The organism is Chryseobacterium nepalense (genome assembly GCF_023195755.1).
Classification (GTDB): domain Bacteria; phylum Bacteroidota; class Bacteroidia; order Flavobacteriales; family Weeksellaceae; genus Chryseobacterium; species Chryseobacterium nepalense.
The window spans coordinates 1,961,486-1,984,608 of the sequence record NZ_CP096203.1; the positions used below are offsets into that span (position 1 = coordinate 1,961,486).

Below are 23,123 nucleotides of genomic sequence, written 5' to 3' on the forward strand. Positions count from 1 at the left end.
TTTTGTATTAAAATTTGATTGTGTATTTTAGAGAAGATAAAATTTACAATGGAAATTATCAATCAATTAGTTTATCTGAAATATATTGAACTGGTAAATGAAAATGGGTTGTTACTAAAATTCGACAATTTGCCATTTTGGAAAAATAATCGGTTTAATATTTATTTTACAGAGCGTCATCATGATTATTACGAATGTATATATATTCATTTTAAAGAAAATGTCCTAAACTATCATATGATTTTTAAAAGCCTGATTGGGGAACAACTGTACATCGAAATTTCAAATCAGCTTCTTAATGTTTGGTATGCTGAATATTTTGACCATATTGAAGATAGAAATACGGTAGACCATCTCGAAGAAATTGAAGTTTCAAATGTTAAGTTTGAAAAAATGGAGAAAACTGCTCAGGACTGGAAAAATGAATACATCGATTTAGAGAGCACTTATCTTGATCTGCTCGCAGGAAATAAATAAAAAAGGTTTCCAGAAACTGAAAACCTTTTTCTAAATCAAATTTATATATGAAAATTATTGCTTCACCATTTCAAAATATAAGTTCACGTCAACGTCTTTTGCAACACCGGCTCCCGTAGGATCATATTTAATGTTGTAATCCAGACGGTTTACTTTAAATGCTGCCTGAAAGCCCATCACTTCTTTACCCTGCTGGTTTTTGGTAACCCCACCGAAAGTAACAGGAACGCTTATTTCTTTGGTAACATCTTTTATCGTTAATTTTCCTTTAACCACATAAGAATTGTTTTTTTCTTTAACAACTGAACTTGTTACAAAAGTCATGGCAGGAAATTTTTCTGCATCAAAGAAATCGGCACTTTTAAGGTGGTTATCTCTCATCTCCACGCCGGTGTTGATTGAGCTTACATTTACATTGAAGCTCAGTTCCGCATTATCAAGGGTATTTCCTTTAGTAACTGCCTTACCGTCAAACTTATCAAACCTCCCCTGCACAAAGCTGATTCCCATATGCTTAATATTAAAATTAACAGAAGAATGCATCGGATCTACCTGCCACCCTGTCTGTGCAAAGCCTACCATGCTTAAAAGCGCAAATACAAAAGTTAAAAATACCTTTTTCATTGGATTTATTTTTTAGATTAAAATTATGATACAAAAGTAAGTCCGTTCTTGTAATTTAACATTGATCTATGTTAGTTTTTTGATTTGGATAAAATTATTTTAGAATAAATTAGATGAACCAAATACATAATAAATAGAACGACAAATGAAATTACATACATGTAAATTTTCAGGAGATTTTCACTAGTGGAGTCTGAAAAATAAATAAAAGGATTATTTCCTGAAATTACTAAAAACAACAAATAAATAATTTCAAACAACATTGCAATCCGAAGAATTGAATAATAATGTTTTCGGAAAATAATCACCGTTAGCAAACCAATTGCAGTAATAACAGAACAAAAAATAAGAATAAATATTGAGTACATACCATAATCTCCTCCGGGAAGACTGAGGTATTTCACAATATAATCTGTTAACTGCGCATGCAAAAGTGACATCACCACAAAAACCATCAAACTCAAAAAAATATTTTTCATGCCCGAAAATTAACTAAAATTCGAAAGAAAAATTCAAAAAAAATTTTGAACTTCGCAGTATGGCAAAACTTAAAACAGCATATTTCTGTCAGAACTGCGGAACACAATATTCCCAATGGATGGGGCAATGCAAAAACTGCGGGCAATGGAATACCCTGGTGGAAGAAGTAGTAGAAAAAACCTCATCAAAAACACCTCCGTTTTCAAAATCAAAACAGCACGTGATCAACATCATTGAGGTTGAAACCAGCGAAGAACCTAGAATAAAAACCCCTTCCGAAGAACTCAACCGCGTTTTGGGTGGCGGAATTGTTTTAGGATCCGTAACCCTTATTGGCGGAGAGCCCGGAATCGGCAAATCTACCCTGCTTCTTCAGCTGGCTTTAAAAATGAAGAAAAAAATCTTCTATGTTTCCGGGGAAGAAAGTGCTTCGCAGATCAAGATGAGAGCCGACAGATTAACGGATATTCAGAATCCCAATTGTTTTTTGTTCACAGAAACCAGTCTTGAAAAAATTCTTCATGAAGCCAAAAAACTGGACCCTGATTTCGTTATTATCGATTCCATTCAGACGCTGCAGTCTCAATTAATTGAAAGCTCGCCCGGAACGGTTTCTCAAATCCGGGAATGTTCAAACGAAATTATTAAATATGCTAAAGAAAACAATGTTCCTGTATTTTTAGTGGGTCATATTACCAAAGACGGGCAGATTGCCGGGCCAAAGGTGCTGGAACACATGGTTGATGTCGTTTTAAATTTTGACGGCGACAGAAATCATCTCTTCCGATTATTAAGAGCCAACAAAAACCGTTTTGGATCCACTTCGGAAATCGGAATTTATGAAATGGTTTCCCAGGGATTAAAAGAAATTAAAAATCCTTCTGAAATCCTGATTACCAAAAAATTTGAAGAACTTTCCGGAAACTCTGTAGCCGTGACTTTGGAAGGAAACCGCCCGATGCTGCTGGAAATTCAGGCATTGGTAAGTACGGCCGTTTATGGAACCCCACAAAGAAGTTCCACAGGTTTTGATGCAAAAAGACTAAATATGCTTCTTGCTGTTCTGGAAAAAAGAGCAGGTTTCCAGCTGGGTGCAAAAGATGTTTTCTTAAATATCACAGGAGGAATAAAAACAGATGATCCGGCACTGGATCTAGCCGTTGTCGCCTCTATTCTTTCCTCCAATGAAGATATTGCGATTTCCGAACATTATTGTTTTGCAGGAGAAATTGGCTTAAGCGGGGAAATTCGTCCGATTGCACAGGCGGAACAGCGGATTACAGAAGCTGAAAAATTAGGCTATGAGAAAATTTTTATTTCCAATCTCAATAAACTTCCAAAAAGAAAATTCGGAATCAAGATCGAAGAAGTAAGCAAAATTGAAGATTTCCATGAACGCCTTTTCTAAGACTGTTAGAGCTTAGAGCTCTATCAGCCTTGCCCTTTGCCAAACTAAAAAACACACGCATGAAAAAAAATATTTACCCTTTAGAGGCAGAATGCTTCTATCATATTTTCAACAGAGGAATTAATAGTCAAAAGATATTTTTTAATGATAGAAATTATCATTATTTTATCAAACTAATGGAATCCAAACTATCTTCAGTTGTCAATATCTATGCATATTGCTTGCTACAAAATCATTTTCACATTCTTGTTAAGATTAAATCAGAAAAGGAAATCCGATTAATATTCCCTCACAAAAATACAATTGAAGTTTCCAAGATCATAAGTCAGCAATTTTCCAATATGTTTAACAGCTATACCCAGGCTATCAATAAGCATTACGGAAGAACAGGAAAATTATTTGAACTGCCATTCAGGAGAAAGCTCATTGGCTCTCATGAGCAGTTGACCAATACCATCCTTTACATCCATAACAATCCGGTAAAACACGGAATAAACATGAATGCAGAAAATTATCGCTATTCGTCGTTATTTAGTATTAAAAATGGAATTAATGATCCATTGGTATCTTTGGACGCAATTAAAGCTTTGCTGGAAAGTTCAAAAGGCTGTTAGAGCTTTAAGCTCTAACAGCCTTCCCTGCACCCAGCTTTTTCAGCGGAAAATTTCTTATCTTCACGCTATGAATTACCTGGCCCATTCTTTCCTTACTTTCACCGACGGACAGATTGTCGGGCAGTTTCTGGAAGATTTTATCCGCAATAAAGACCGTTTTTCTTTCCCGAAAGATATTCAGGATGGTATTACTTTGCACCGCGCAATTGATACTTTTACAGATGCACATCCCGCCATTCATGAGGCAAAAAAAGTTTTTGCACCTTTGGTAAGATTATACGCCGGAGCCTTTGTAGATGTGGCAATGGATTATTTTGTAGCGAATGATTTAAGCCTTAATTCTTTGGAAGGCTGGAAAAATCATTCCCAAAAGGTTTATCGCGTATTAAATGAAAATTATGACTTCCTTCCGGAAAATTTCAAAAGCATGCTTGTAAAAATGGAAGAAGGCGACTGGCTGTATAATTACCGTTTTGAAAAAAATATCGGTTACAGCATGAGAAATGTTCTGAACAAAGCAAAATATTTAGACACAGATATTGCTGTTCATGATGCTTTTTTAAGGAATAAAAATTTCCTTCAGGAATGTTACGATGATTTTTTTCCCGATCTTATGGAACATGCAAAAGGTATTAACGCTCTTTTACAGCTGGAAAATTAATTTAAAACTGTTGAAATAAGTAGCGATTCGGATAGGTCACTTTCTCGCTTTTCCTGTTTCCGTTGACGATAATGTGTACAATATTGATCTGATCATCAAATAAATTATATAAAAAACTCACTGCTGCTTCTACCTTCCTAGGATTTTCTATTTTCTCAGATTCGAGGTAAATATTTACGGATTCTTGGTCTTCTTCGTAACCAATAAACTTTACGTTCAGTAATTTATTATTTGCTTTTAGCTTAAAATATTCTGCAGAATAATTTTTCAATGCTTCATTAAGCTGTGGTTTAAATTTCGGATCATTGAAATGCAGTGATTTTCCATATTTGTTATTTAATCCATTCTCCAGATCATCCAGAAAAAAACGGCCGGTCATTTCAAATGTTTTTGATTTCTGATTGTAATTAATTTCTACAGAACCAACATGATAAGGATGTTTCAACTCCGTGAAAGAGAAAAATAGAATGAGAACGGAAAAGAAAAAAAAGAGATTTTTCATTGTAATAAACCAAGTATTTTTTGAGGATCTTGCCGCATATCGAAAAACAGAAGAACTTTGATTTGAGAATCATTTTCTTTTTGGAAGAACATTCTTACATGCTTTTTGCCGATTAATACACTTCTTGTTTTTTGAAAGGAACTCTGGAACTGAGAATATTTTCCATTTTCAAGATCATCTGTTATTTTTTTTACATCCTCTAAGAAAATTACAATTTCACGATTAGTCCATACTTTCTTGAGAAATTCTATATTTTCGGCTAAAGTCTTCTTAGCTATTTCTGAGAATTCAACCTGCATATTTCTTCATCAATAAATTTAAAGAAATCTTTTTTTGAAATCATATCATCATTCTTCAGCGATTCTCCATACTTTTCGATCTCTTCAAAGACATGAGAGGGCAGACCTTCAAGCGTTTCATAATCATTCTTAACAATTCTTACCCCTTTCAATCTTTCTAAAAGTTGTTTGACGAAAAAATAATCTTCTTTGTTATCTATTTCTATTGTAAGGTTCATCAATTCAATTTTACACAAAGTTAAAATAAATTTTGTATCATCGCATTTCAAAAATAATATTGGAAATGCAGGATTTTTTATTCTATTTGAATCTCGGTTGGGAACACATTATTTCTTTGGACGCTCTCGATCATCAGCTTTTTGTATTGGCATTGATCGCGGTATATTCGTTTAATGATCTGAAGAAAATTTTAATTCTTGTTACGGCATTCACTATCGGTCACTCAATAACGTTAGCATTAAGTACTTTTGATATTATAAGAATTAATTCTGCTTGGGTAGAATTTCTCATTCCGCTTACCATTGTTTTAACTTCTCTGAATAATATTTTCATCCGAAATAAAAAGAAATCTCAAAATAACGCCAATTATTATTTAGCATTAGTTTTCGGCCTTATCCACGGGATGGGATTTGCCAATACGGCGCGGGTCATGATTGCCAAAAGCCAGAGTATTGCTGTTCCGCTGTTGGGTTTTAATATCGGGCTGGAGCTGGGGCAAATTGCAATTGTCTTCGGAATTTTAATGATTCTGTTCATTTTGTTAAAAGTTTTTAAAGTCAATCAGAAAGATTGGGTTCTTTTCGTGTCTTCAGGAGTCTTTGCCTTATCCTTAAAAATGACTTTAGAAAGAATTCCATTTTAAGCCTGAAACATTTTCAATTTTTCAGCTACTTATTATTATATTTGAAAATCTTTAAAACAATTTCGGTTATGAAACTAAAAGTTGTCATACTTTCCCTTTCTGTATTTGCATATACGGGTTTCACCGCACAAAATATTCAGAATAATCCCGGAAGCAATCACGGAAATAAATTCGAACAGCTTGGGACTATTCTTCCCACTCCTAATATTTACAGAACCGCTTCCGGAGCGCCCGGTCACGGATACTGGCAAAACAAAGCCGATTATAACATTACCGCCTATCTTGACGAAGATAAAAGAAATCTGAAAGGTTCCGAGACCATCACCTACTATAATAATTCTCCGGATGACCTCGATTACATCTGGCTGCAGCTGGATGAAAACCAGCAGTCAAGCGTAAAAAAGGCAGACTTTCCATACTCTTCTACCCTTCCGAAGGCTTCAAACGATCAGCAATTACGTCCTACCGAACTTCCTGTTTCGGATAACGGATACGGCGTGAATCTTGAAAAAGTGACGGATGCTTCAGGAAACCCCTTAAAGTACACGGTAAACAAAACCATGATGCGTATTGATTTACCTAAAGTATTAAAAAAAGGAGAAAAGCTTGTTTTCAAAATAGACTGGAATTACAACATCCCGAACAGAATAAAAATGGGTGGCCGTGGTGGTTACGAAAATTTCCCGGAAGATGGAAACGATCTTTATACCATGACCCAATGGTATCCCAGAATGTGCGTATACAGCGATTTCCACGGTTGGCAGAATCACCAGTTTACGGGAAGAGGAGAATTCGCCCTCGTTTTCGGGAATTTTAAAGTTTCCATGAATGTTCCTGCAGATCATGTCGTAGGCGGAACGGGAGAATGTAAAAACTATGATCAGGTCTTAACTTCAGAACAGTTAGCAAGATATAACAAGTCCAAAACTTCAACAGAACCTGTTGAAATCGTAACGCTGGATGAAGCGAAAAAAGCAGAGAAAAACCATTCAAAACAGAGAAAAACGTGGACGTTTGAAGCCAATGACGTAAGAGATTTTGCATGGACTTCTTCAAGAAAATTCGTTTGGGATGGAATGGGCGTCCTTATTCCCGAGAATAACAACAAGGTAATGGCGATGAGCTTTTATCCCAAAGAGGCATATAATTTATACAGAAAATACTCAACCAAAGCGGTAGCGCATACCATCAAAACATATTCGGAGTTTACCATTCCTTATCCGTATCCTGTAGCGCAATCTGTGGAAGCAGCCAACGGGATGGAATATCCTATGATCTGCTTCAACTATGGAAGAACAGAAAAAGACGGAACGTATTCTGAGGGAATTAAAAACGGCATGCTGGGCGTAGTGATTCACGAAGTAGGACACAACTTCTTCCCGATGATCATTAACTCGGATGAAAGACAATGGAGCTGGATGGATGAAGGACTGAATACTTTTGTGGAATATCTTACCGAAGAAAGATGGGACAATAAATTCCCGTCAAAAAGAGGACCGGCATGGACTATTGTGGATTACATGAAACTTCCTAAAGATCAGCTGGAACCCATCATGTCAAATTCTGAAAACATCATTCAGTTTGGTCCGAATGCCTATTCGAAACCGGCAACAGGATTGAACATCCTTCGTGAAACCATCATGGGAAGAGAGCTTTTTGATAAAGCTTTTAAAACCTATGCTAAAAGATGGGCTTTCAGACATCCTGAACCTGCAGATTTCTTCAGAACAATGGAAGATGCAAGCGGTGAAGACCTGGATTGGTTCTGGAGAGGATGGTTCTACGGAACAGATCCTGTAGATATTGTCATCGATAAGGTAACCATTGCAACTCCGGATCTTGAAACGCCTGCCAGACAAGCCAAAGAGACAAAATATAAAGTTGATAAGCCTGCTGTAAATGATTTTGAAGATATTTCAAAAATCAGAAACAGAGAAGATAAAAATATTACGTTCTATGTGGAGAAAGACAAGGATGCTCAGGATTTCTATTACCGTTACGACAGAGGCCAGGAAAAAGTTGACAACAATAAAGAATACACCTTTAAAATAGAAGGGACCGAACCTTTAACGCAAAAGGAAAAAGATAAGTTTAAAAATCTTACCGCATACCAGATTGACTTTGTAAATAAAGGAGGCCTCGTAATGCCGATTATTCTTGAATTTACTTTCGAAGACGGTACAAAACTTACCGATAAATCTTCAGCACAGATCTGGAGACTGAATGAACAGAAAGTTTCCAGAACGTATTATTTCGACAAAAAATTAAAATCAATTCAGCTTGACCCGATGAGAGAAACAGCCGATATTGATACATCCAATAATTTCTGGAGCAGCGATGGCGGAAATGCCCAGGTTTCCAAATTTGAATTATTCAAACAAAAAGAAGGCGGAAATACCAGAGGAGCTTCCAACGGAAAAGTAAATCCGATGCAGGCTTCAGGAAAAAAGCAGTGATAAGCTTCAGTTAATACAAAATAAAAAATATATTCTGATAAAATAATCCCTCACAAATTTTGTGAGGGATTGTTTGTTATTAATTACTTGGTTTAAAAGCAGTCCAGTTTACACCATCACTGACAAACATAACCGTTTTTGTTTTAGCAGCATTATTATCAAGTCCGACCATGAAAAAATTGCTTGCCCCGCCTACATTTGATGCATTAATAATAGTTCCTGCGGAAGTCTTTATTTCAGCCGTGTTGGAATTTGAAATATTCCTCACAAAAATAATTGCTCCGGGTGCTGAAACGGGATTCGGAAGGAAAAAATCATCGTCATTAACGGCAGGATTTACGCTTACCACTGTGCTTGTGATGTTGCTTCCGTTTGCAGTTAATGTCTGCGGTGTCGAACTGATCACGCCATTTACTTCCAGCTTGGTATTGGCCGTTCTTACCGTTGGGTCTACTCCGATGCCGAAATTACCGTCTTTATCTATAGAGCTGTTATAGTGGTTGACATAATTGCTTGAATTGGTAGGCGATGTTCCGAACCAGACTTCGCCACCTCCGTTACGGCCTGTTCTCAATACCAAAGAGCCTAATAAATTGGGCGCAGCAGCAGCAACATTATAAGCATATCCTTCAAATGCAGCAATAGATCTTCCATTTCCCACAACCGTAGGTGAAGCAGGTGTTCCACCCGTCATCACATTGTGATACGCGATAGACTGCGAAGTACTGGAACCCGAAAACAGCCCGACATTGATATCAGCATCGCCCTGGCCGGCTATAGACAACAGATCTATAGGATCAGCAGTACCAATGCCAACTTTTCCATCCGATTTTACGACAAAATCATTGAGTTCCTGGGTAGCCGTAGAAATGGCAGCATTATCCTTACCTCCGTCAATATGAAAAATACCTTTAGGTGTTGTAGTGTTTATACCCACCTGAGCACTGAATAGCAGGGGGCAAAACAAAAGTAATAAGACTTTGTTTTTCATCATTTTATATTTTTTTGAACCCCAAATGTACAAATTTGTTTAAATTAAAAATAAAAAGTGTCAAAATTTCACATTAAAAATAAAAATCTGCCATTTCAGCCACTCAAAAATGGTTGGCATACAATTAGCGAATTAGAAGACAGAAATAATTAAAAAATTAAATATATTATGTCAGTAAACTTTAAACCATTAGCAGACAGAGTTTTGATCGAGCCGATCGCTGCAGAAACTAAAACAGCTTCAGGTATTATTATTCCGGACACCGCAAAAGAAAAGCCGCAGGAAGGTACTGTGGTGGCAGTAGGCCCTGGAAAAAAAGATGAGCCTACAACTGTTAAAGTAGGTGACAAAGTTCTTTATGGAAAATATTCAGGTTCTGAATTAAAACTGGAAGGAAAAGATTATTTAATTGTAAAAGAAGGAGATCTTTTAGGAATAATCGGCTAATAGCTGATGGCTTTTGGCTAATGGCTTTCCAGCATTGAAACTAGCAAAATAAGAGATTTTAAAAAGTTTGAAGTTTGGCAATTGAGTTATCAATTAACTTTAAAAATTTATACTGCAACCAAAAAAAACTTTCTAAAGAAGAAATTTTTGGATTAAACTCTCAGATCAGAAGATCATTTTGCTTCAATCGGATTTAATATTTCAGAAGGAAGTGGAAGAAATTCTGATAAAGAATTTGCTAATTTCATCAATATTGCATTAGGATCGTCCAACGAAGCCGAAAACCAGTTAATTCTTGCTAAAGATTTGGATTACATTGAGGAAAATGATTATCAAAATCTTTTATCCGGATTAACAACCTTAAAAAAGAAGCTTGCAACACTTTGGAACAGGCTAAACGGAAATTAAAAAATCAAATTATAAAAATAAACCGCGAATTGCTGAAGCCAAAAGCTAAAAGCAAATCGCCAAAAGCTTAAAACAATGGCAAAAGAAATAAAATTCGATATTGAATCAAGAGACGCTTTAAAAAGAGGGGTAGATGCATTGGCTAATGCAGTAAAAGTAACGTTAGGTCCAAAAGGAAGAAACGTGGTGATCGAAAAATCTTTCGGTGCTCCTCACGTAACCAAAGACGGGGTTTCTGTTGCAAAAGAAATCGAACTTGAAGACAAAGTTGAAAATATGGGTGCTCAGATGGTGAAGGAAGTGGCTTCCAAAACCAATGACATCGCGGGTGACGGTACGACTACCGCTACCGTTTTGGCACAGGCTATCGTAAGAGAAGGTCTTAAAAACGTAGCTGCTGGTGCCAACCCAATGGATCTTAAAAGAGGAATCGACAAAGCGGTAACTGCTGTTGTTGAAAACCTTAAATCTCAGTCTAAAACAGTGGGTGATTCTACGGAAATGGTAAAACAGGTTGCTTCCGTATCTGCTAACAACGACGAAACAATCGGTGCTTTGATCGCTGAAGCTTTCGGAAAAGTAGGTAAAGAAGGAGTAATCACCGTAGAAGAAGCAAAAGGAATCGATACAACGGTAGACGTTGTAGAAGGAATGCAGTTCGACAGAGGATACCAGTCGCCGTATTTCGTGACCAACCCTGAAAAAATGTTGGCTGAACTTGAAAATCCATACATCCTTTTAGTGGAGAAAAAAATCTCTTCTATGAAAGAATTACTTCCTGTTCTTGAGCCGATTGCTCAGGGAGGTAAATCTCTATTAATCATCTCTGAAGAAGTAGAAGGTGAAGCTTTGGCAACTTTAGTGGTAAACAAATTAAGAGGTTCTCTAAAAATTGCTGCCGTTAAAGCTCCTGGATTTGGGGACAGAAGAAAAGCAATGTTGGAAGATATCGCAATCTTAACTGGTGGACAGGTAATTTCTGAAGAGCAAGGTTTCACTATGGAAAACATCTCTTTGGATATGCTGGGAACTGCTGAAAAAGTTTCTATCGATAAAGACAACACAACTATTGTAAACGGTGGTGGTGAAGACAGCAAGATCAAAGGTAGAGTAAACCAGATCAAAGCGCAGATGGAAACGACTACTTCTGATTACGACAGAGAAAAGCTTCAGGAAAGATTGGCTAAATTAGCCGGTGGTGTTGCTGTTCTTTACGTTGGTGCTGCTTCTGAAGTAGAAATGAAAGAGAAAAAAGACAGAGTAGATGATGCACTTCACGCAACAAGAGCTGCCGTTGAAGAAGGTATCGTTGCAGGTGGTGGTGTTGCTTTGGTAAGAGCGATTGCTGCTTTGGAAAACCTTACAGGAATCAATTCTGACGAAAGTACAGGGATCAAAATCGTAAAAAGAGCCATTGAAGAGCCATTGAGACAAATCGTTGCCAACGCAGGGGGTGAAGGTTCTGTAATCGTTGCGAAAGTAGCAGAAGGACAAGGTGACTTCGGGTACAACGCAAAAACCGACGAGTATGTAAACATGCTTGAAGCAGGAATCATCGACCCTACGAAAGTAACAAGAGTAGCTCTTGAAAACGCAGCTTCCGTATCCGGAATGTTATTAACCACTGAATGTGTGATCACTGAAGTGAAAAAAGACGAACCGGCCATGCCAATGGGCGGAGGAATGCCAGGAATGATGTAATGGCGTGTCGCCAAGACAATTTATATACTAACCGTTCTGATTTTCAGAGCGGTTTTTTGTTTAAATTATTATTTTGCAAAGGAAATAATATATTTATGTCTAAAGATCTACAAGTAAATAGCTAAAACAAAAAAAATACTATAGCAATTATATATTAGAGTAATATGTAAATTTATATATTCGTTGCAATTTCACAACAATACTATGGAAAAAAAGAAAAATTTAGGTATAGAATTAAAGAGACTGATTTCTCAAAAACCTTTAGAAAACACTGATTATTATCAACTTTCAGTATATTCTGAGGAAAATAACAAATTCAATTACACCATTATGACAAATTGGTGTGGAAATGATGAAAATAATCCATTGATTGAAATAAGAGAGCCCTCTCTAATTATGCCAGATATTGCAATTCAACTTTTTAAAGATGTTAAAGAACCATTGTTAGTTATTAATAACAAAACTGATTTGGGATATTTTATGAATTTATTTGGCGGTAATGGACTAATTACAAAAAAACTATGTGAATTATATCTATCAGAATTAATTAAACCCAAAAAAAATGTAAAGACCTATTATGGAGGTTATCACAACATAGAGTCGATTCCAAAAACTAAATTCAACAGAGCAGCCAACCCCAAATTAAGGATGAGAATTCTTAAGAGAGATAACTTAAGATGTAAAGTTTGTGGAGCTTCTCCTCAAAATAATGAGCACGTAGAATTACATTTACATCATATAACTCCCCATTCTCACTGTGGTTTAACAGAAGAAAAGAATCTTATAACATTATGTCATACATGTCATAAAGGACTTGAACCACATTTAGATTATTCACTATATTCATTGATTGATGTTGGTATGTTTTCAGATTATACATATCAAGATGAATATATACAAAGAATAAAAAATAACATCAAATTAGGAATTGAAAGAATAAAGAAAAAACTGTAGCTATTGTTTAATTTATAAGTAACCACATAAAAAGATTCGTAAGGTAGTACGAAAATAGTATATTAATTTAATGATTAATAAATATGTAAATTTAGATACGAAATGTAAGTTATGAGAAATAATGTCATAGAAAAGATTAGTTATTTTTATCAAGATAGAATTGATTTCATTTATAAAATCTTAGAGACTTTCGCAAAAATTGAATTTGATTTAGAAATGTCTTCAATCTCACTGACAAAATCTGAAGGTATAATGGAAGATGGAATTTTAAAAATAAATCTTTCAGATTCTAATCACTATAATGTTAAAATTATTTTCAATGAAATTCTTGAAGATTTTTTTTGTTCACTTGATTTACTAAAAACAGCATATTTTAAACAATCCTTACAAGTAGTTCGAAATATATTGGAATTATGCACAATGCAACTTTATTTTACTCATAACATTGAAGAGACTTCTAACTGGAAATATGGGAAAAGAGGTATAGAAAAAATATTCAAAATGACTGGAAAATTAAAAAATCAGGTCAATTCCGATATGAAAAGTACTTTATTAGAAATAGATAAATTTTACAATCTATTAAATCGATCAACTCATTCACACAAATTAAATTTAAATATTTATTCTATTCATAAATTTGATATTATGGGAACATATGGATTTGAGTATAAAGCATTTCAAAATTCTTATTTAATCATATTGTGTTGTTTAAAAATATTCTTGAAAATTTATGAATCGTATATATTTATATTGGATGAAGGTTTTTTTAAACAGAATATAAAAAACACACTTGAAGAAATTAAAGAGAAACTACAAATATTTGAAGATGATATAGAAAACTACAAAAAAGGTGATTATGAAAACGGAGAAGGTTATCTTATATATAGAAAACATATGGTAATTAATGGAAAACAATATTTATATTCATTTTCAGCTAGTAATCAAATCATTTGGAATTCTAAAAAGAAAGGATTGAACAAAGATTTTAAAAAAATATACGCAGAAATTGATAAATATTTAATCAGAAAAATAAAATGTAGCTAGCATTACATTGGCATAATGCATTGTGAAACTAATGTAAATACCTCTTGGCAAAAGTTTCTAAACTTGTCATTTCACTCTCAAAGCAAAAATCATTTCAAATCCACCAGCTCCCCCAAAGAAATTTCCAAAGCATTCGCCAATTCCAGCAAAGTATAAAGCGTAGGATTTACTTTTCCGTTCTCAAGCTTTTCAATCAACTTGCGCGAGACTTTCGTACATCTCCGTTGGTTTCCCACAACTTGCGTAAGACTTCCGTAGTCCTCCGGAGGTTTCCCGCAAGTTGCGCAAGACTTCCGTAGATCTCCGGAAGTGTAAAACAAGGGTGTTTGTAACCTCCGTACACTGCATTTGGTTTCCTGCAAGTTGTGGGAGACTTCCTGCAACTGCATTTAGTTATAAACATACTTGTTGGTAACCTCCTGCAATTGCATTTGGTTTCCTGCAAGCTGTGGGAGACTTCCTGCAGCTGCATTTCATCATAAACACATCTGTTGGTAACCTCCTGCAAATAGTACCCTAATGGGTTATTGATTCACTTTTGTTCCGGCTCTAATTTTACAAATAAAAACGGGGATGCTAAAAACCGGGAACAGAGTAAGCCACAACTAAAAATTAGAGCTATGAAAAACTTATTGATCGCCATTACATTATGCACAAGCTGCATTGCCTATTCTCAATGCAATTTTGACCAGACCGCATTTGACGGTATTGCTGCAAAGTATCAAAATGACTTTACTACATTAGAAAAAAGATCGCAGGACATTGCAGACGAAGCGCCGAATCCCAATGCTGTAGGAGCTGCAATAAATATGGACTTTGATTTTAAAATGGTCCGTAAAGACTTTTCATGCAGCATACCGCAGATAACGATGAAGGACAAAAAACTATCATTCGACACACCACAGGTTACCATGAAACTGAAATCCATAAAATTTAAAAAACCTGTAACCAAGATGGTACTAAAGAAAACGGGACAATATCCGGTGTTCAAAGGATGGACTGTAAAATGGAAAGACATAAAAACTTCAGTGCCGGTAGTGACCATGGAAGAACAGGAAATTAAAACAAAAATACCCGAAGTAAAAGTAGAAACCACCAACATTATAACCGCCATCCCTGAAATAAAAATGGTGAAAAAGGACATGTCTCTCAATTTGCCATCGGTAACGGTAAAAAAGATATCAGCAGAAGTAAAAAAAATAGAAGACCGTGCAAAAGGTATTTCTGTGGAAAGTGAAAAGCTTCAGGAATCTCAAAACGAAGAATTTGCACAGGCCATCCATAAAAGTTTTGAATGTCAGCGAACAGATTTGATTGTTTCCAGGACAAATCTGGAAAGTGAATTCTCAACCTCTGTTTCAGAAATTGAAAACAGTATTGCCCAGTTAAGAGCTAATGGCTTAAATCCTGAATCCATAAAGGGTGATCAGGGTGAAGATATCAACCTTATTGCGATCAGAGATGAACTGCTTTTAAAAAAGAAAGAAGCTTTTGAACAGATTGATGCAGCCATCGAAAAAATGAATACGGAAGAAAAAAATGCAATCAGTATGCTGGCAAAGAAAACAGAAGCTTAACGGCGTATCACTGAAACAGTTTCATACTGCTAACCGTTCTGATTTTTCAGAATGGTTTTTTGTTTTACAAAATCGGGTATCATAGGCAAGATTAAAAACGTGCAGCTGTTTTGCTTTTTCTATTCTTCACTTCAAAATTTTGGTTTAAGTTTGTGCTATAGAAATATGGCTTCATTCCTTCTTTTTTATTCAAATTATTTGAAGGCTCGTTGCACATACTTCTGTGTCACACATAATTTAAATAACATTCGCTAACCATGAAATTCAGATTAACTTTTGCCATTCTTCTATTGGTTTTTTCTCACATATTTTCACAAACAAAACTTTTTGAAAGTATCAAAAATGAAAATTCAGATTCACTGAAAATAATCGGGATGTATTATAACTGGGATCAAAACAAAACATATGAGAAATATAATTTTTACATAACCGATAAAAAAACCATCGATTCTCTCATTAATAATACCTACTATAATGGATTAACAGAAAATATATCTGAACAAAACAATTTTTCAATTATTGTAACCAAGAATAATCAAATTCTTGATCGATGGTCTGTAAGTCCCAAATTTGAAAATATTAATATAAAAGGAAAGTCTCACAAATTTGATATTTCAACATTGGCCAGGCTTGCCGAAAAATTTCCATTCAAATACAACTGGTATAAGCAGGAATTCAAAAACAGAGCAGAGTTCGAAAAGTTTTACAGCAATAAAATAAAGGATAAGAATACATTATTTATTTACAAACCGGACTTTATCTATGAGGGATCTTTCGAGATCCAATTCCCTAAAAATGAAACATTTCTTCACCCAAAAGCTATTGATGAATATTTAAGACCCAAAATAGAGAAAATAGCCAAAGATGAAAAATTTAGCATTGGCTATGTCCTGACAGAATTTAACATGAAAAACAGAGATCAGTACACCATGACGGTTTCGGGTTCAAAAAATATTTTTAACAAGCTAAAGGAAACGCAAGGAAAAAAAGGAAACTGGACGCCCACAAAACTGGAAGCCCAGATATTTGAGAAAACAGAATTTTGAGTTATGAATAAAGTAAAATTCAGACATCATCTCAATGAAGCAACAAAGCTTTTATTTGAATTAACAAAGACACTTTGCTATAATAATCTTAAAGACGACTCTAGATACATAATAACTCCAAACTCACGGACAGTTGATGAGCACTTAAATGAAAAAGAAATTGTTATCTTAAAAACATGGAATCAATATGAAGGTAAACTTTTAACAGCCGAGCAGATAATTGATCTTCTTTACCATGATAATAAAGTACCTGTCTGGATTAATATGACAATAGATGAAGCAAGACCTGATATAACCGTAATAGATTTGCTTTGTAGCAGACGGCTTAGAGATGAAACCGAATTGATGCATCCGGGAGTTCCACCATTTCACATACAAGTTGCAATACCTCCGGACAATTTAAAAATAGAAGTTGATGGAAGGTTTGATATTAATTGGAAAAAAAAGCATGACGAAAACCAAAAACCTAAAGGAATTTTAAATACTTTGAAAAAATTGATAAAGAAAAACTGATTTCCGCAGACATAAGCGTCCCGATCGTACCTACCAACCGCTGGCGCGAGTGTCTCACTCGTGCCTACAACACAAACCCAATCTCGCGGATTTGTAATTAGTGAGAAGCCATGAGAAGCAACAATACACATCCGGCAAAAGAAAAATGAGCTCACCATTAGGGTTTCCAAATAACATCCTGAAAACAGCATTGGTTCCCTGCAAGTTGTGGAAGACATTCTGCAATTGCAGTTGGTTTCCCGCAGTTTGTGCGAGACTTCCGTAGATCTCCGGAAATGTGAAACAATTAAATATCGTTCTCAATTATTTCATCATCTTTTATTTACCAAAGTTCTATTTTATTACTTTTGCTGCAAAAATCAAACTGATAAAAACATTCAAACTATCGATGGAAGAAAATTTTAAGAACTATGAGAAAACAATTATAAGAAAGCACAGAATCAGTTTTTCTCCAAAATACAAAGAAGAATTTAAAACATCCGTTAATGAGATTATCTTTATGGCAATTGCAGAAAAAGCCTGTGAAAAACTGGGATGGGACATCATTTATACGGATGATTTCAACATAGAAGCAAAACGTAAGGAAGCAGGCTGGATGAATGACCGCTGGACGGAAATCATTACCGCAACCTACAAAAACGGGAATATTTCTGTAAAAAGTGAATCTCTGGGTAACGAAATCTGGGATGCAGGCAAAAACTCAAAACGAGTAAAATTGTTTATCTATGCCTTTCAGGAAACCTTAAAAACCTTCGATCAAAAAGCACTCCAGGAACTGGAAAAGGAAGCAGAGAGAAAAAAAAACTGGGATGATTATATCATTCCGGAAACTTTACCAAAACCAGTACAGACAAAAAATCCTGACTTTGCCATTCCGTTATTCGGTGGTTTATTCACTTCCCTTATTCTTGGGTTTGCAGTAGCATTTCTTTCAGCAAAAGGGATTTACTTAATCGGCTTATTTGAATTTCTGGTAGCAACAGCGCTTGTTTTTGCCATGAAATATTTCATAAGATTTTCAAACTATACCGATTTAAAAAAGCTGCAGTATCTGCTAGCCACTATGATCATATTAGTATATGCCTCAAATCAATATTTTCAGTACGAAATAATTCTTCGTAGTAACAATCTGGAAAGGATTGGATTCTGGAGATTTTTACTGATCAGGTTTTCCGGTGGTTTTACTGTAAACAAGACAAATTTGGGCTGGATCGGCTGGATCCTTATCTGGATTGTACAGTTAGGATTAACCGGCCTTATCACTTATCTGAAAATAGTGGTTGTTCTTACAAAATATATCCTTGAAAGAGTACCGGTCGAAGTAGTAGATTTTGCCTGTTATCATTCTATTAAAAATAAATCAGAGGAGGAAATCAGAAGAGAACTTGCGGAAAAAGGATGGTCGGATAAAAAAGATCAGGATGAGGTTTTTGATGCTATAGCAGGTCTTCTGAATGCCACCGCATTGAAAAGAATTAAATAAATAGCTTTACATAAGTTGCGGTATACTCTCTCGGGGAAGACAAAAAAACCGGACTAAACCTGAGCGGACTAAACCAAAAACCGCCGAATTTATTTGTAGAGGAATTAACAAGAGAATGTATTCACAGTACTATTGATGATTTACTTACAATTGATGATTTAGAAAAAGTTTTGAATCCAAATATTCGTAAGAAATAACTAGGTATTCCTATTGCCACTTATGAATCAATCCGTAAATATAGACGCTTCCAGCAATCAATCAATATCCGTATGAGACAACTATTTTTAGTGATTCTGTTTTTTATGAATTATAATATATACTCTCAAAGTATATTAACAGTTCTGAACTTCAATAAAAAAAATGAATTCAAGTCTGAAAATCCAGTTTTAGAAACAACAACCCAAACAACTTTTTTTAATACAAACGGTATTGAGCAGAAGAGAGATGTGCAAATTTATAATGAAAAGAACGAAGTTACTTCTGAACTTAGATATGATGAAAACGGTGATCTAAAACAGCGCTTAACAAGAGTATATGACAGTACAGGTACGCGATGTCTAAACAGGAAGATAGAAAACTGGCATCCTTTATTAGGCCATTTTTATGACACTTATTATTATGGTTATGATAATAAAGGTTTTCTTAATAGTATTATTGAAAAAGATCAAAATGGTAAAATAGTCCGAAAAACAATTGTAATTAACAATGATAAGGGAAATCCAATAGAACTTACTATCTTAATTGGAAATCAAGTTCAAGGAAAAGAAATTGCAAAATATGACTACGAAAAAAATGAAGTTACAATTCAATACTTCAATAAAAATGATGAAATTATTAATTCTCAAAGGTCTAAAATTGAATTCTCAAAAGAGTCAGCCCAGAGATACTGTAAACGAGTACGGAGATGTGATCAAATCCATTAAATTTGAAATTAGAATCAAGTATGATAAGTTTGGTAATTGGATCAAAAAAGTTTATTACAGATTTGTTAATGGAAAGACTATAAAAGAATCTGAAAGTACAAGAGCAATTAAATATGGTAAATAATCAAATACACTTGTTATCAATAAGTGTTTACCATCCTCCGCTGGCGCGAGTGTCTCACTCGTGCCTACCAACTAAAACTATTCATTCTCACCATTCAGGCGCTTCAGAATAACCGTCCGCAAATGTTCTTCATGGGTATCGCCCCAATTTCCCAACGCCGCAATGACGGGAATCAATGTTTTTCCGAAATCCGTTAGGCTGTACTCTACTTTGGGCGGGACTACCGGATAGATTTTTTTGGTAATCAATTCATGATCTTCCAGTTCTTTCAGCTGAATATTCAATACGCGTCTGGTGGCATCCGGGATTTTTCGCTGCAGCTCGCTCGGACGCAGATGTCCCTGATGAATAAACCACAGCAAACGGATTTTCCATTTGCCGTACAGCACTTCGCCTATTAGATCCAAACCGCAATTCAGGTTGGGTAAAATTTTCCGTTCATACATAAAGCAAATGTATACCTATGTTCCAAATTGTGCAATAGGGGAAAAATTGTTCCCTATCCGAATCGTAATTCCGTACTTGTGAGGCGCGTACATAAGTCTCAACTTTGCCATAACAAAACAATCAAAATGGAACAGCAATTTAATTTCAACAATGAACTGTCAGGCAAAATCGCATTGGTAACCGGAGGTACAAAAGGAGCCGGAAAAGCAATTGCAGAAAGGCTTTTACAGGCCGGTGCAACAGTCATCATTACCGCAAGAAACACTCCCGAAGAGGAAAATGGAAACCTGCATTTTATTGCAGCGGATTTAAGCAAATCAGAAGGTTCACAAAAAGTAGTCAGCGAAGTGCTGACAACCTATGGAAGGCTCGATATCCTGGTAAACAACCTCGGTTCTTCCGAAACACCCGCGGGAGGTTTTGCCGTATTAACGGATGAAAACTGGGAATCAACGCTTCAGGCCAACCTGCTTGCTCCCGTTCGTCTGGACAGAGGATTCTTACCCCAAATGATCGGTCAGAAAAGCGGTGTTATTATCCACATTGCTTCTATTCAGGGTAAACTGCCGCTGTATGATTCTACTTTGCCTTATGCCGCTGCCAAAGCGGGATTAATCAATTACAGTAAAAGCTTATCCAATGAAGTAACGCCAAAAGGGGTTCGTGTGCTGACGGTTTCTCCGGGATGGATCAATACACAGGCATCGGTAGCATGGCTGGGCGAGATCGCAAGAAATGCAAATACTACTGTAGAAGAAGCGCAGCAGGGTGTCATGGATGCATTAGGCGGAATCCCTTACGGAAGACCCGCCGAACCGGAAGAAGTAGCGGAATTAGTCGGCTTTCTTGTTTCGCCGAGAGCTGCTTATTTAACAGGAACCAATTTTGTCATCGACGGCGGAACCATACCAACCATTTAATCAACTTAAAATTTTAATACAATGAATTTACCAAACGCAGTAACCGAATTAGTAAAAGCGCAGAACAATTTCGACAGCGCAGCATACGCCAACTGTTTTACCGAAACAGCCGTAGTGTTTGATGAAGGAAAGACACACAACGGAAGAACCGAAATAAAAGACTGGATCGACAAAGCCAATAAAGAATACCAGGCAACGATGAAACCGTTAGACTATTCGGAAGCGGAACATACCTTAAAAGCGGAAGTTGCAGGCAATTTTCCGGGAAGTCCGGCGATCCTTACCTATTATTATGAATTTGAAGACGGATTGATCCGGTCTTTGAAAATCGTATAATCCATTAAGCATAACTATTTAAATGCAAGGCTGAAGTTTGTACTTCAGCTTTTGTGCTTCTGGTAAAGTTTTGTACCTCCAAACCCTTAATGTTTATCACCATACTCACCGTCGGCGCTGGTGCCTCATACAGCAATCATTATTAATAATACTTTTAACAGGAACAATATTGTAATTTTGTTTAAAATAGACATCATGAAAAAAACCTTTGAATTCCTGAAACAACTTGAGAAAAACAATAATCGCGAATGGTTTGCATCGCACAAAGAAGAATATGAATCAGCAGTCAGAGAAAACAAAGTGCTTTTCAATAAGGTGCATGCTGAACTTCAGAAATACGACAATATAAAAGGAATTCATATTTTCAGGATATACAGAGATGTCCGGTTTTCAAAGGATCAGGTACCGTACAAAACCAATTTCGGAGCCGGGTACTCCCGTGTTAAACCAATGCTGAGAGGCGGATATTATATTCACCTGGAGCCCGGTAACAGCTTTGTAGGCGGCGGATTCTGGGGACCGGATGCCAAAGATCTGCTCCGTATCCGGAAAGAATTTGAAATCAGCACCTCTGAAATTGAAAAAATTACTTCGGACAAAACGTTCATCAGGTATTTTAAAGAAATTCAGGGTGATGCGGTGAAAACAGCACCCAGGGGTTTTGATAAAAACCACCCTTCGATTGAGCTGATCCGGAAAAAGCAATATGTGGTGATGAGAAAATTTACCGATCAGGAAGTTGCATCGGAAGGGTTTCTGAAAGAAGCATTACTCACTTTCCTCGCCATGCGCCCTTTCTTTGACTACATGAGCGGAGTGCTTACTACGGATCTGAACGGGGAATCTTTAATTTAAACTTTATCTGATCCTTCAGGAACTGCTCAGAAAACATTAAAATTTAATCTTTAAAAAAGAATACGTGTTTGTAATTACTTATATTAGAAAACAATAATTATGAAATACTTTATCAGCCTTGTATTACTGTGTTTTTCTATAGCTTTATTTTCACAGCAGCCATATCATCCGAAATATATTGTTCCACAAACCATAGAAATTGATTCTCTTTACCAAACGGAAGATATCAATTTATTTTATTTAAAACCGGTACAGTATATCGGCAATTTTCAAAAAGAAATATCGCTGGAGTATAATGATTCGGATAGATATAGCAAAATCCTTGAAAATAATTACAGAACCAAAAATCATAACGAACTGAATAAGGAGTTTATGACACGGAAATATGAAAACATTATCATTTTTGTGGATATATCCCAAAAGACGCCTTTAAAAAGAACAGAACTGGACACCTTAAAAATTTCTTTCGAAGAATATGATGCTAAACTCGACAGTCTAAACTCCGGAATGCAGATTGTCCATCCCATTCCTTTCCTTTCAACTTATTATGAGGGCTTTCCGGTAACTATATATAACTCAGGAAATAAAGAAAACATCATAGGCTTCGGAAATACGGTAGCTTTGGAACTGGAAGCGCTCGATAAAGAAAATAAATGGCAGAAAATCTATCCTTACCGCTACTATGCTTGTGGAACGGGCATTAAGTTTTTTGTCCTAAAACCTGATGAAATTGCTACAGTATTTGAGCCGCGCCTGAGCGGTGATTTTCATACGCGGTTCAGATACAGATTAGGAAATATCATTTCCAATGAATTTGAAGGAAACATCAACTACAATTACATTACCCATAGCAAGACCCAATAAAATAATTTCAAGATTATAGCAATGTTCATATGATTCTGATCTCAGCTTATTTTTCCATGTAAAAACAAATTCTTAAGTTTACAGGTTACTCAAAATTCAAAACAAAT

At 35.7% G+C, this 23,123-nt stretch carries 27 protein-coding genes; 20 read left to right on the plus strand and 7 right to left on the minus strand.

The genetic code is table 11. The annotated features are described in order from the left end of the window. Positions 1 to 48: 48 nt before the first annotated feature. Positions 49 to 477, plus strand: coding sequence for a hypothetical protein (locus tag M0D58_RS08420; RefSeq protein WP_248394918.1), 429 nt, complete (start codon positions 49 to 51; stop codon positions 475 to 477). 54 nt (positions 478 to 531) lie between these two features. On the opposite strand, the gene M0D58_RS08425 is transcribed toward M0D58_RS08420, so the two are convergent. Beyond that, entirely contained in the window at positions 532 to 1,101 is a 570-nt protein-coding gene (locus M0D58_RS08425) for a YceI family protein (RefSeq protein WP_248394919.1), read from the minus strand. Between the two features lie 538 nt (positions 1,102 to 1,639). Here M0D58_RS08425 and radA point away from each other — a divergent pair. The 3 genes from radA to M0D58_RS08440 are packed head-to-tail and all read left to right on the plus strand — an operon-like array spanning position 1,640 to position 4,264. After that, the gene (gene radA, locus M0D58_RS08430) at positions 1,640 to 2,989 is read left to right on the plus strand and encodes a DNA repair protein RadA (RefSeq protein ID WP_169232197.1); all 1,350 of its coding nucleotides are present in this window, start codon (positions 1,640 to 1,642) and stop codon (positions 2,987 to 2,989) included. Between the two features lie 59 nt (positions 2,990 to 3,048). After that, entirely contained in the window at positions 3,049 to 3,603 is a 555-nt protein-coding gene (locus M0D58_RS08435) for a transposase (RefSeq protein ID WP_248394920.1), read from the plus strand. Next, positions 3,533 to 4,264: an acyl carrier protein phosphodiesterase gene (locus tag M0D58_RS08440; protein ID WP_248394921.1), complete on the plus strand. Its 732-nt coding sequence runs from the start codon at positions 3,533 to 3,535 to the stop codon at positions 4,262 to 4,264. The genes M0D58_RS08435 and M0D58_RS08440 overlap by 71 nt, the downstream gene beginning before the upstream one ends. A gap of 1 nt (position 4,265) precedes the next feature. Here M0D58_RS08440 and M0D58_RS08445 read toward each other — a convergent pair whose 3' ends face one another. From M0D58_RS08445 to M0D58_RS08455, 3 genes are read right to left on the minus strand one after another with little or no spacing between them, the layout of a single operon-like run. Continuing rightward, positions 4,266 to 4,766, minus strand: a complete 501-nt coding sequence (locus M0D58_RS08445; RefSeq protein WP_248394922.1) for a DUF6702 family protein — start codon at positions 4,764 to 4,766, stop codon at positions 4,266 to 4,268. Beyond that, positions 4,763 to 5,065: a hypothetical protein gene (locus tag M0D58_RS08450; protein ID WP_248394923.1), complete on the minus strand. Its 303-nt coding sequence runs from the start codon at positions 5,063 to 5,065 to the stop codon at positions 4,763 to 4,765. Before M0D58_RS08450 ends, M0D58_RS08445 begins: the two co-directional genes overlap by 4 nt. Then, a complete protein-coding gene (locus M0D58_RS08455) occupies positions 5,041 to 5,283 on the minus strand; it encodes a hypothetical protein (protein WP_248394924.1) in 243 nt (80 codons plus the stop codon). Before M0D58_RS08455 ends, M0D58_RS08450 begins: the two co-directional genes overlap by 25 nt. A 65-nt stretch (positions 5,284 to 5,348) precedes the next feature. On the opposite strand from M0D58_RS08455, the gene M0D58_RS08460 reads away from it, so the two are divergent. Continuing rightward, a complete protein-coding gene (locus tag M0D58_RS08460; protein ID WP_248394925.1) occupies positions 5,349 to 5,927 on the plus strand; it encodes a HupE/UreJ family protein in 579 nt (192 codons plus the stop codon). A 68-nt stretch (positions 5,928 to 5,995) separates the two neighbouring features. After that, the gene (locus tag M0D58_RS08465; RefSeq protein WP_248394926.1) at positions 5,996 to 8,383 is read left to right on the plus strand and encodes a M1 family metallopeptidase; all 2,388 of its coding nucleotides are present in this window, start codon (positions 5,996 to 5,998) and stop codon (positions 8,381 to 8,383) included. A gap of 79 nt (positions 8,384 to 8,462) precedes the next feature. Here M0D58_RS08465 and M0D58_RS08470 read toward each other — a convergent pair whose 3' ends face one another. After that, on the minus strand, positions 8,463 to 9,377 hold the full coding sequence (locus M0D58_RS08470) for a hypothetical protein (protein WP_248394927.1): 915 nt from the start codon (positions 9,375 to 9,377) through the stop codon (positions 8,463 to 8,465). Positions 9,378 to 9,542: 165 nt separating this feature from the next. Here M0D58_RS08470 and M0D58_RS08475 point away from each other — a divergent pair, with 165 nt between their 5' ends. The 5 genes from M0D58_RS08475 to M0D58_RS08495 all read left to right on the plus strand — a co-directional run bounded on the left by M0D58_RS08475 (position 9,543) and on the right by M0D58_RS08495 (position 13,928). Continuing rightward, positions 9,543 to 9,821 carry a co-chaperone GroES gene (locus tag M0D58_RS08475; protein WP_029295711.1) on the plus strand — a complete coding sequence of 93 codons (279 nt, stop codon included), beginning with the start codon at positions 9,543 to 9,545 and terminating at the stop codon, positions 9,819 to 9,821. A 198-nt stretch (positions 9,822 to 10,019) separates the two neighbouring features. Continuing rightward, positions 10,020 to 10,229: a four helix bundle protein gene (locus M0D58_RS08480; RefSeq protein WP_248394968.1), complete on the plus strand. Its 210-nt coding sequence runs from the start codon at positions 10,020 to 10,022 to the stop codon at positions 10,227 to 10,229. A gap of 75 nt (positions 10,230 to 10,304) precedes the next feature. Next, positions 10,305 to 11,930: a chaperonin GroEL gene (gene groL / locus M0D58_RS08485; RefSeq protein ID WP_248394928.1), complete on the plus strand. Its 1,626-nt coding sequence runs from the start codon at positions 10,305 to 10,307 to the stop codon at positions 11,928 to 11,930. A gap of 204 nt (positions 11,931 to 12,134) precedes the next feature. Beyond that, a complete protein-coding gene (locus M0D58_RS08490) occupies positions 12,135 to 12,884 on the plus strand; it encodes an HNH endonuclease (protein ID WP_248394929.1) in 750 nt (249 codons plus the stop codon). Positions 12,885 to 12,995: 111 nt separating this feature from the next. Then, positions 12,996 to 13,928, plus strand: a complete 933-nt coding sequence (locus M0D58_RS08495; RefSeq protein WP_248394930.1) for a hypothetical protein — start codon at positions 12,996 to 12,998, stop codon at positions 13,926 to 13,928. An 89-nt stretch (positions 13,929 to 14,017) separates the two neighbouring features. On the opposite strand, the gene M0D58_RS08500 is transcribed toward M0D58_RS08495, so the two are convergent. Then, positions 14,018 to 14,317 carry a helix-turn-helix transcriptional regulator gene (locus M0D58_RS08500; RefSeq protein WP_248394931.1) on the minus strand — a complete coding sequence of 100 codons (300 nt, stop codon included), beginning with the start codon at positions 14,315 to 14,317 and terminating at the stop codon, positions 14,018 to 14,020. Between the two features lie 231 nt (positions 14,318 to 14,548). Here M0D58_RS08500 and M0D58_RS08505 point away from each other — a divergent pair, with 231 nt between their 5' ends. The 5 genes from M0D58_RS08505 to M0D58_RS08525 all read left to right on the plus strand — a co-directional run bounded on the left by M0D58_RS08505 (position 14,549) and on the right by M0D58_RS08525 (position 19,470). Beyond that, the gene (locus M0D58_RS08505; protein ID WP_248394932.1) at positions 14,549 to 15,505 is read left to right on the plus strand and encodes a hypothetical protein; all 957 of its coding nucleotides are present in this window, start codon (positions 14,549 to 14,551) and stop codon (positions 15,503 to 15,505) included. 257 nt (positions 15,506 to 15,762) lie between these two features. Continuing rightward, entirely contained in the window at positions 15,763 to 16,551 is a 789-nt protein-coding gene (locus M0D58_RS08510; RefSeq protein ID WP_248394933.1) for a hypothetical protein, read from the plus strand. 3 nt (positions 16,552 to 16,554) lie between these two features. Next, positions 16,555 to 17,064 carry a hypothetical protein gene (locus tag M0D58_RS08515; RefSeq protein ID WP_248394934.1) on the plus strand — a complete coding sequence of 170 codons (510 nt, stop codon included), beginning with the start codon at positions 16,555 to 16,557 and terminating at the stop codon, positions 17,062 to 17,064. Positions 17,065 to 17,452: 388 nt separating this feature from the next. Beyond that, positions 17,453 to 18,547 carry a hypothetical protein gene (locus tag M0D58_RS08520; RefSeq protein WP_248394935.1) on the plus strand — a complete coding sequence of 365 codons (1,095 nt, stop codon included), beginning with the start codon at positions 17,453 to 17,455 and terminating at the stop codon, positions 18,545 to 18,547. A gap of 269 nt (positions 18,548 to 18,816) precedes the next feature. Then, positions 18,817 to 19,470, plus strand: coding sequence for a hypothetical protein (locus M0D58_RS08525; RefSeq protein WP_248394936.1), 654 nt, complete (start codon positions 18,817 to 18,819; stop codon positions 19,468 to 19,470). 201 nt (positions 19,471 to 19,671) lie between these two features. Here the strand turns inward: M0D58_RS08525 and M0D58_RS08530 are convergent, their stop codons facing one another. After that, complete coding sequence (locus M0D58_RS08530; protein ID WP_248394937.1) at positions 19,672 to 20,040, minus strand: winged helix-turn-helix transcriptional regulator; 369 nt, start codon at positions 20,038 to 20,040, stop codon at positions 19,672 to 19,674. A gap of 126 nt (positions 20,041 to 20,166) precedes the next feature. Between M0D58_RS08530 and M0D58_RS08535 the strand changes: the two genes are divergently transcribed. The 4 genes from M0D58_RS08535 to M0D58_RS08550 all read left to right on the plus strand — a co-directional run bounded on the left by M0D58_RS08535 (position 20,167) and on the right by M0D58_RS08550 (position 23,016). Next, positions 20,167 to 20,961 (plus strand): SDR family oxidoreductase, encoded by a 795-nt coding sequence (locus tag M0D58_RS08535; protein ID WP_248394938.1) that lies wholly within the window; start codon positions 20,167 to 20,169, stop codon positions 20,959 to 20,961. A 21-nt stretch (positions 20,962 to 20,982) separates the two neighbouring features. Beyond that, positions 20,983 to 21,297 carry a nuclear transport factor 2 family protein gene (locus M0D58_RS08540; RefSeq protein ID WP_248394939.1) on the plus strand — a complete coding sequence of 105 codons (315 nt, stop codon included), beginning with the start codon at positions 20,983 to 20,985 and terminating at the stop codon, positions 21,295 to 21,297. A gap of 195 nt (positions 21,298 to 21,492) precedes the next feature. Next, a complete protein-coding gene (locus M0D58_RS08545) occupies positions 21,493 to 22,152 on the plus strand; it encodes a DUF2461 domain-containing protein (protein ID WP_248394940.1) in 660 nt (219 codons plus the stop codon). Between the two features lie 99 nt (positions 22,153 to 22,251). Then, positions 22,252 to 23,016 carry a hypothetical protein gene (locus tag M0D58_RS08550; protein ID WP_248394941.1) on the plus strand — a complete coding sequence of 255 codons (765 nt, stop codon included), beginning with the start codon at positions 22,252 to 22,254 and terminating at the stop codon, positions 23,014 to 23,016. Positions 23,017 to 23,123: the final 107 nt, after the last annotated feature.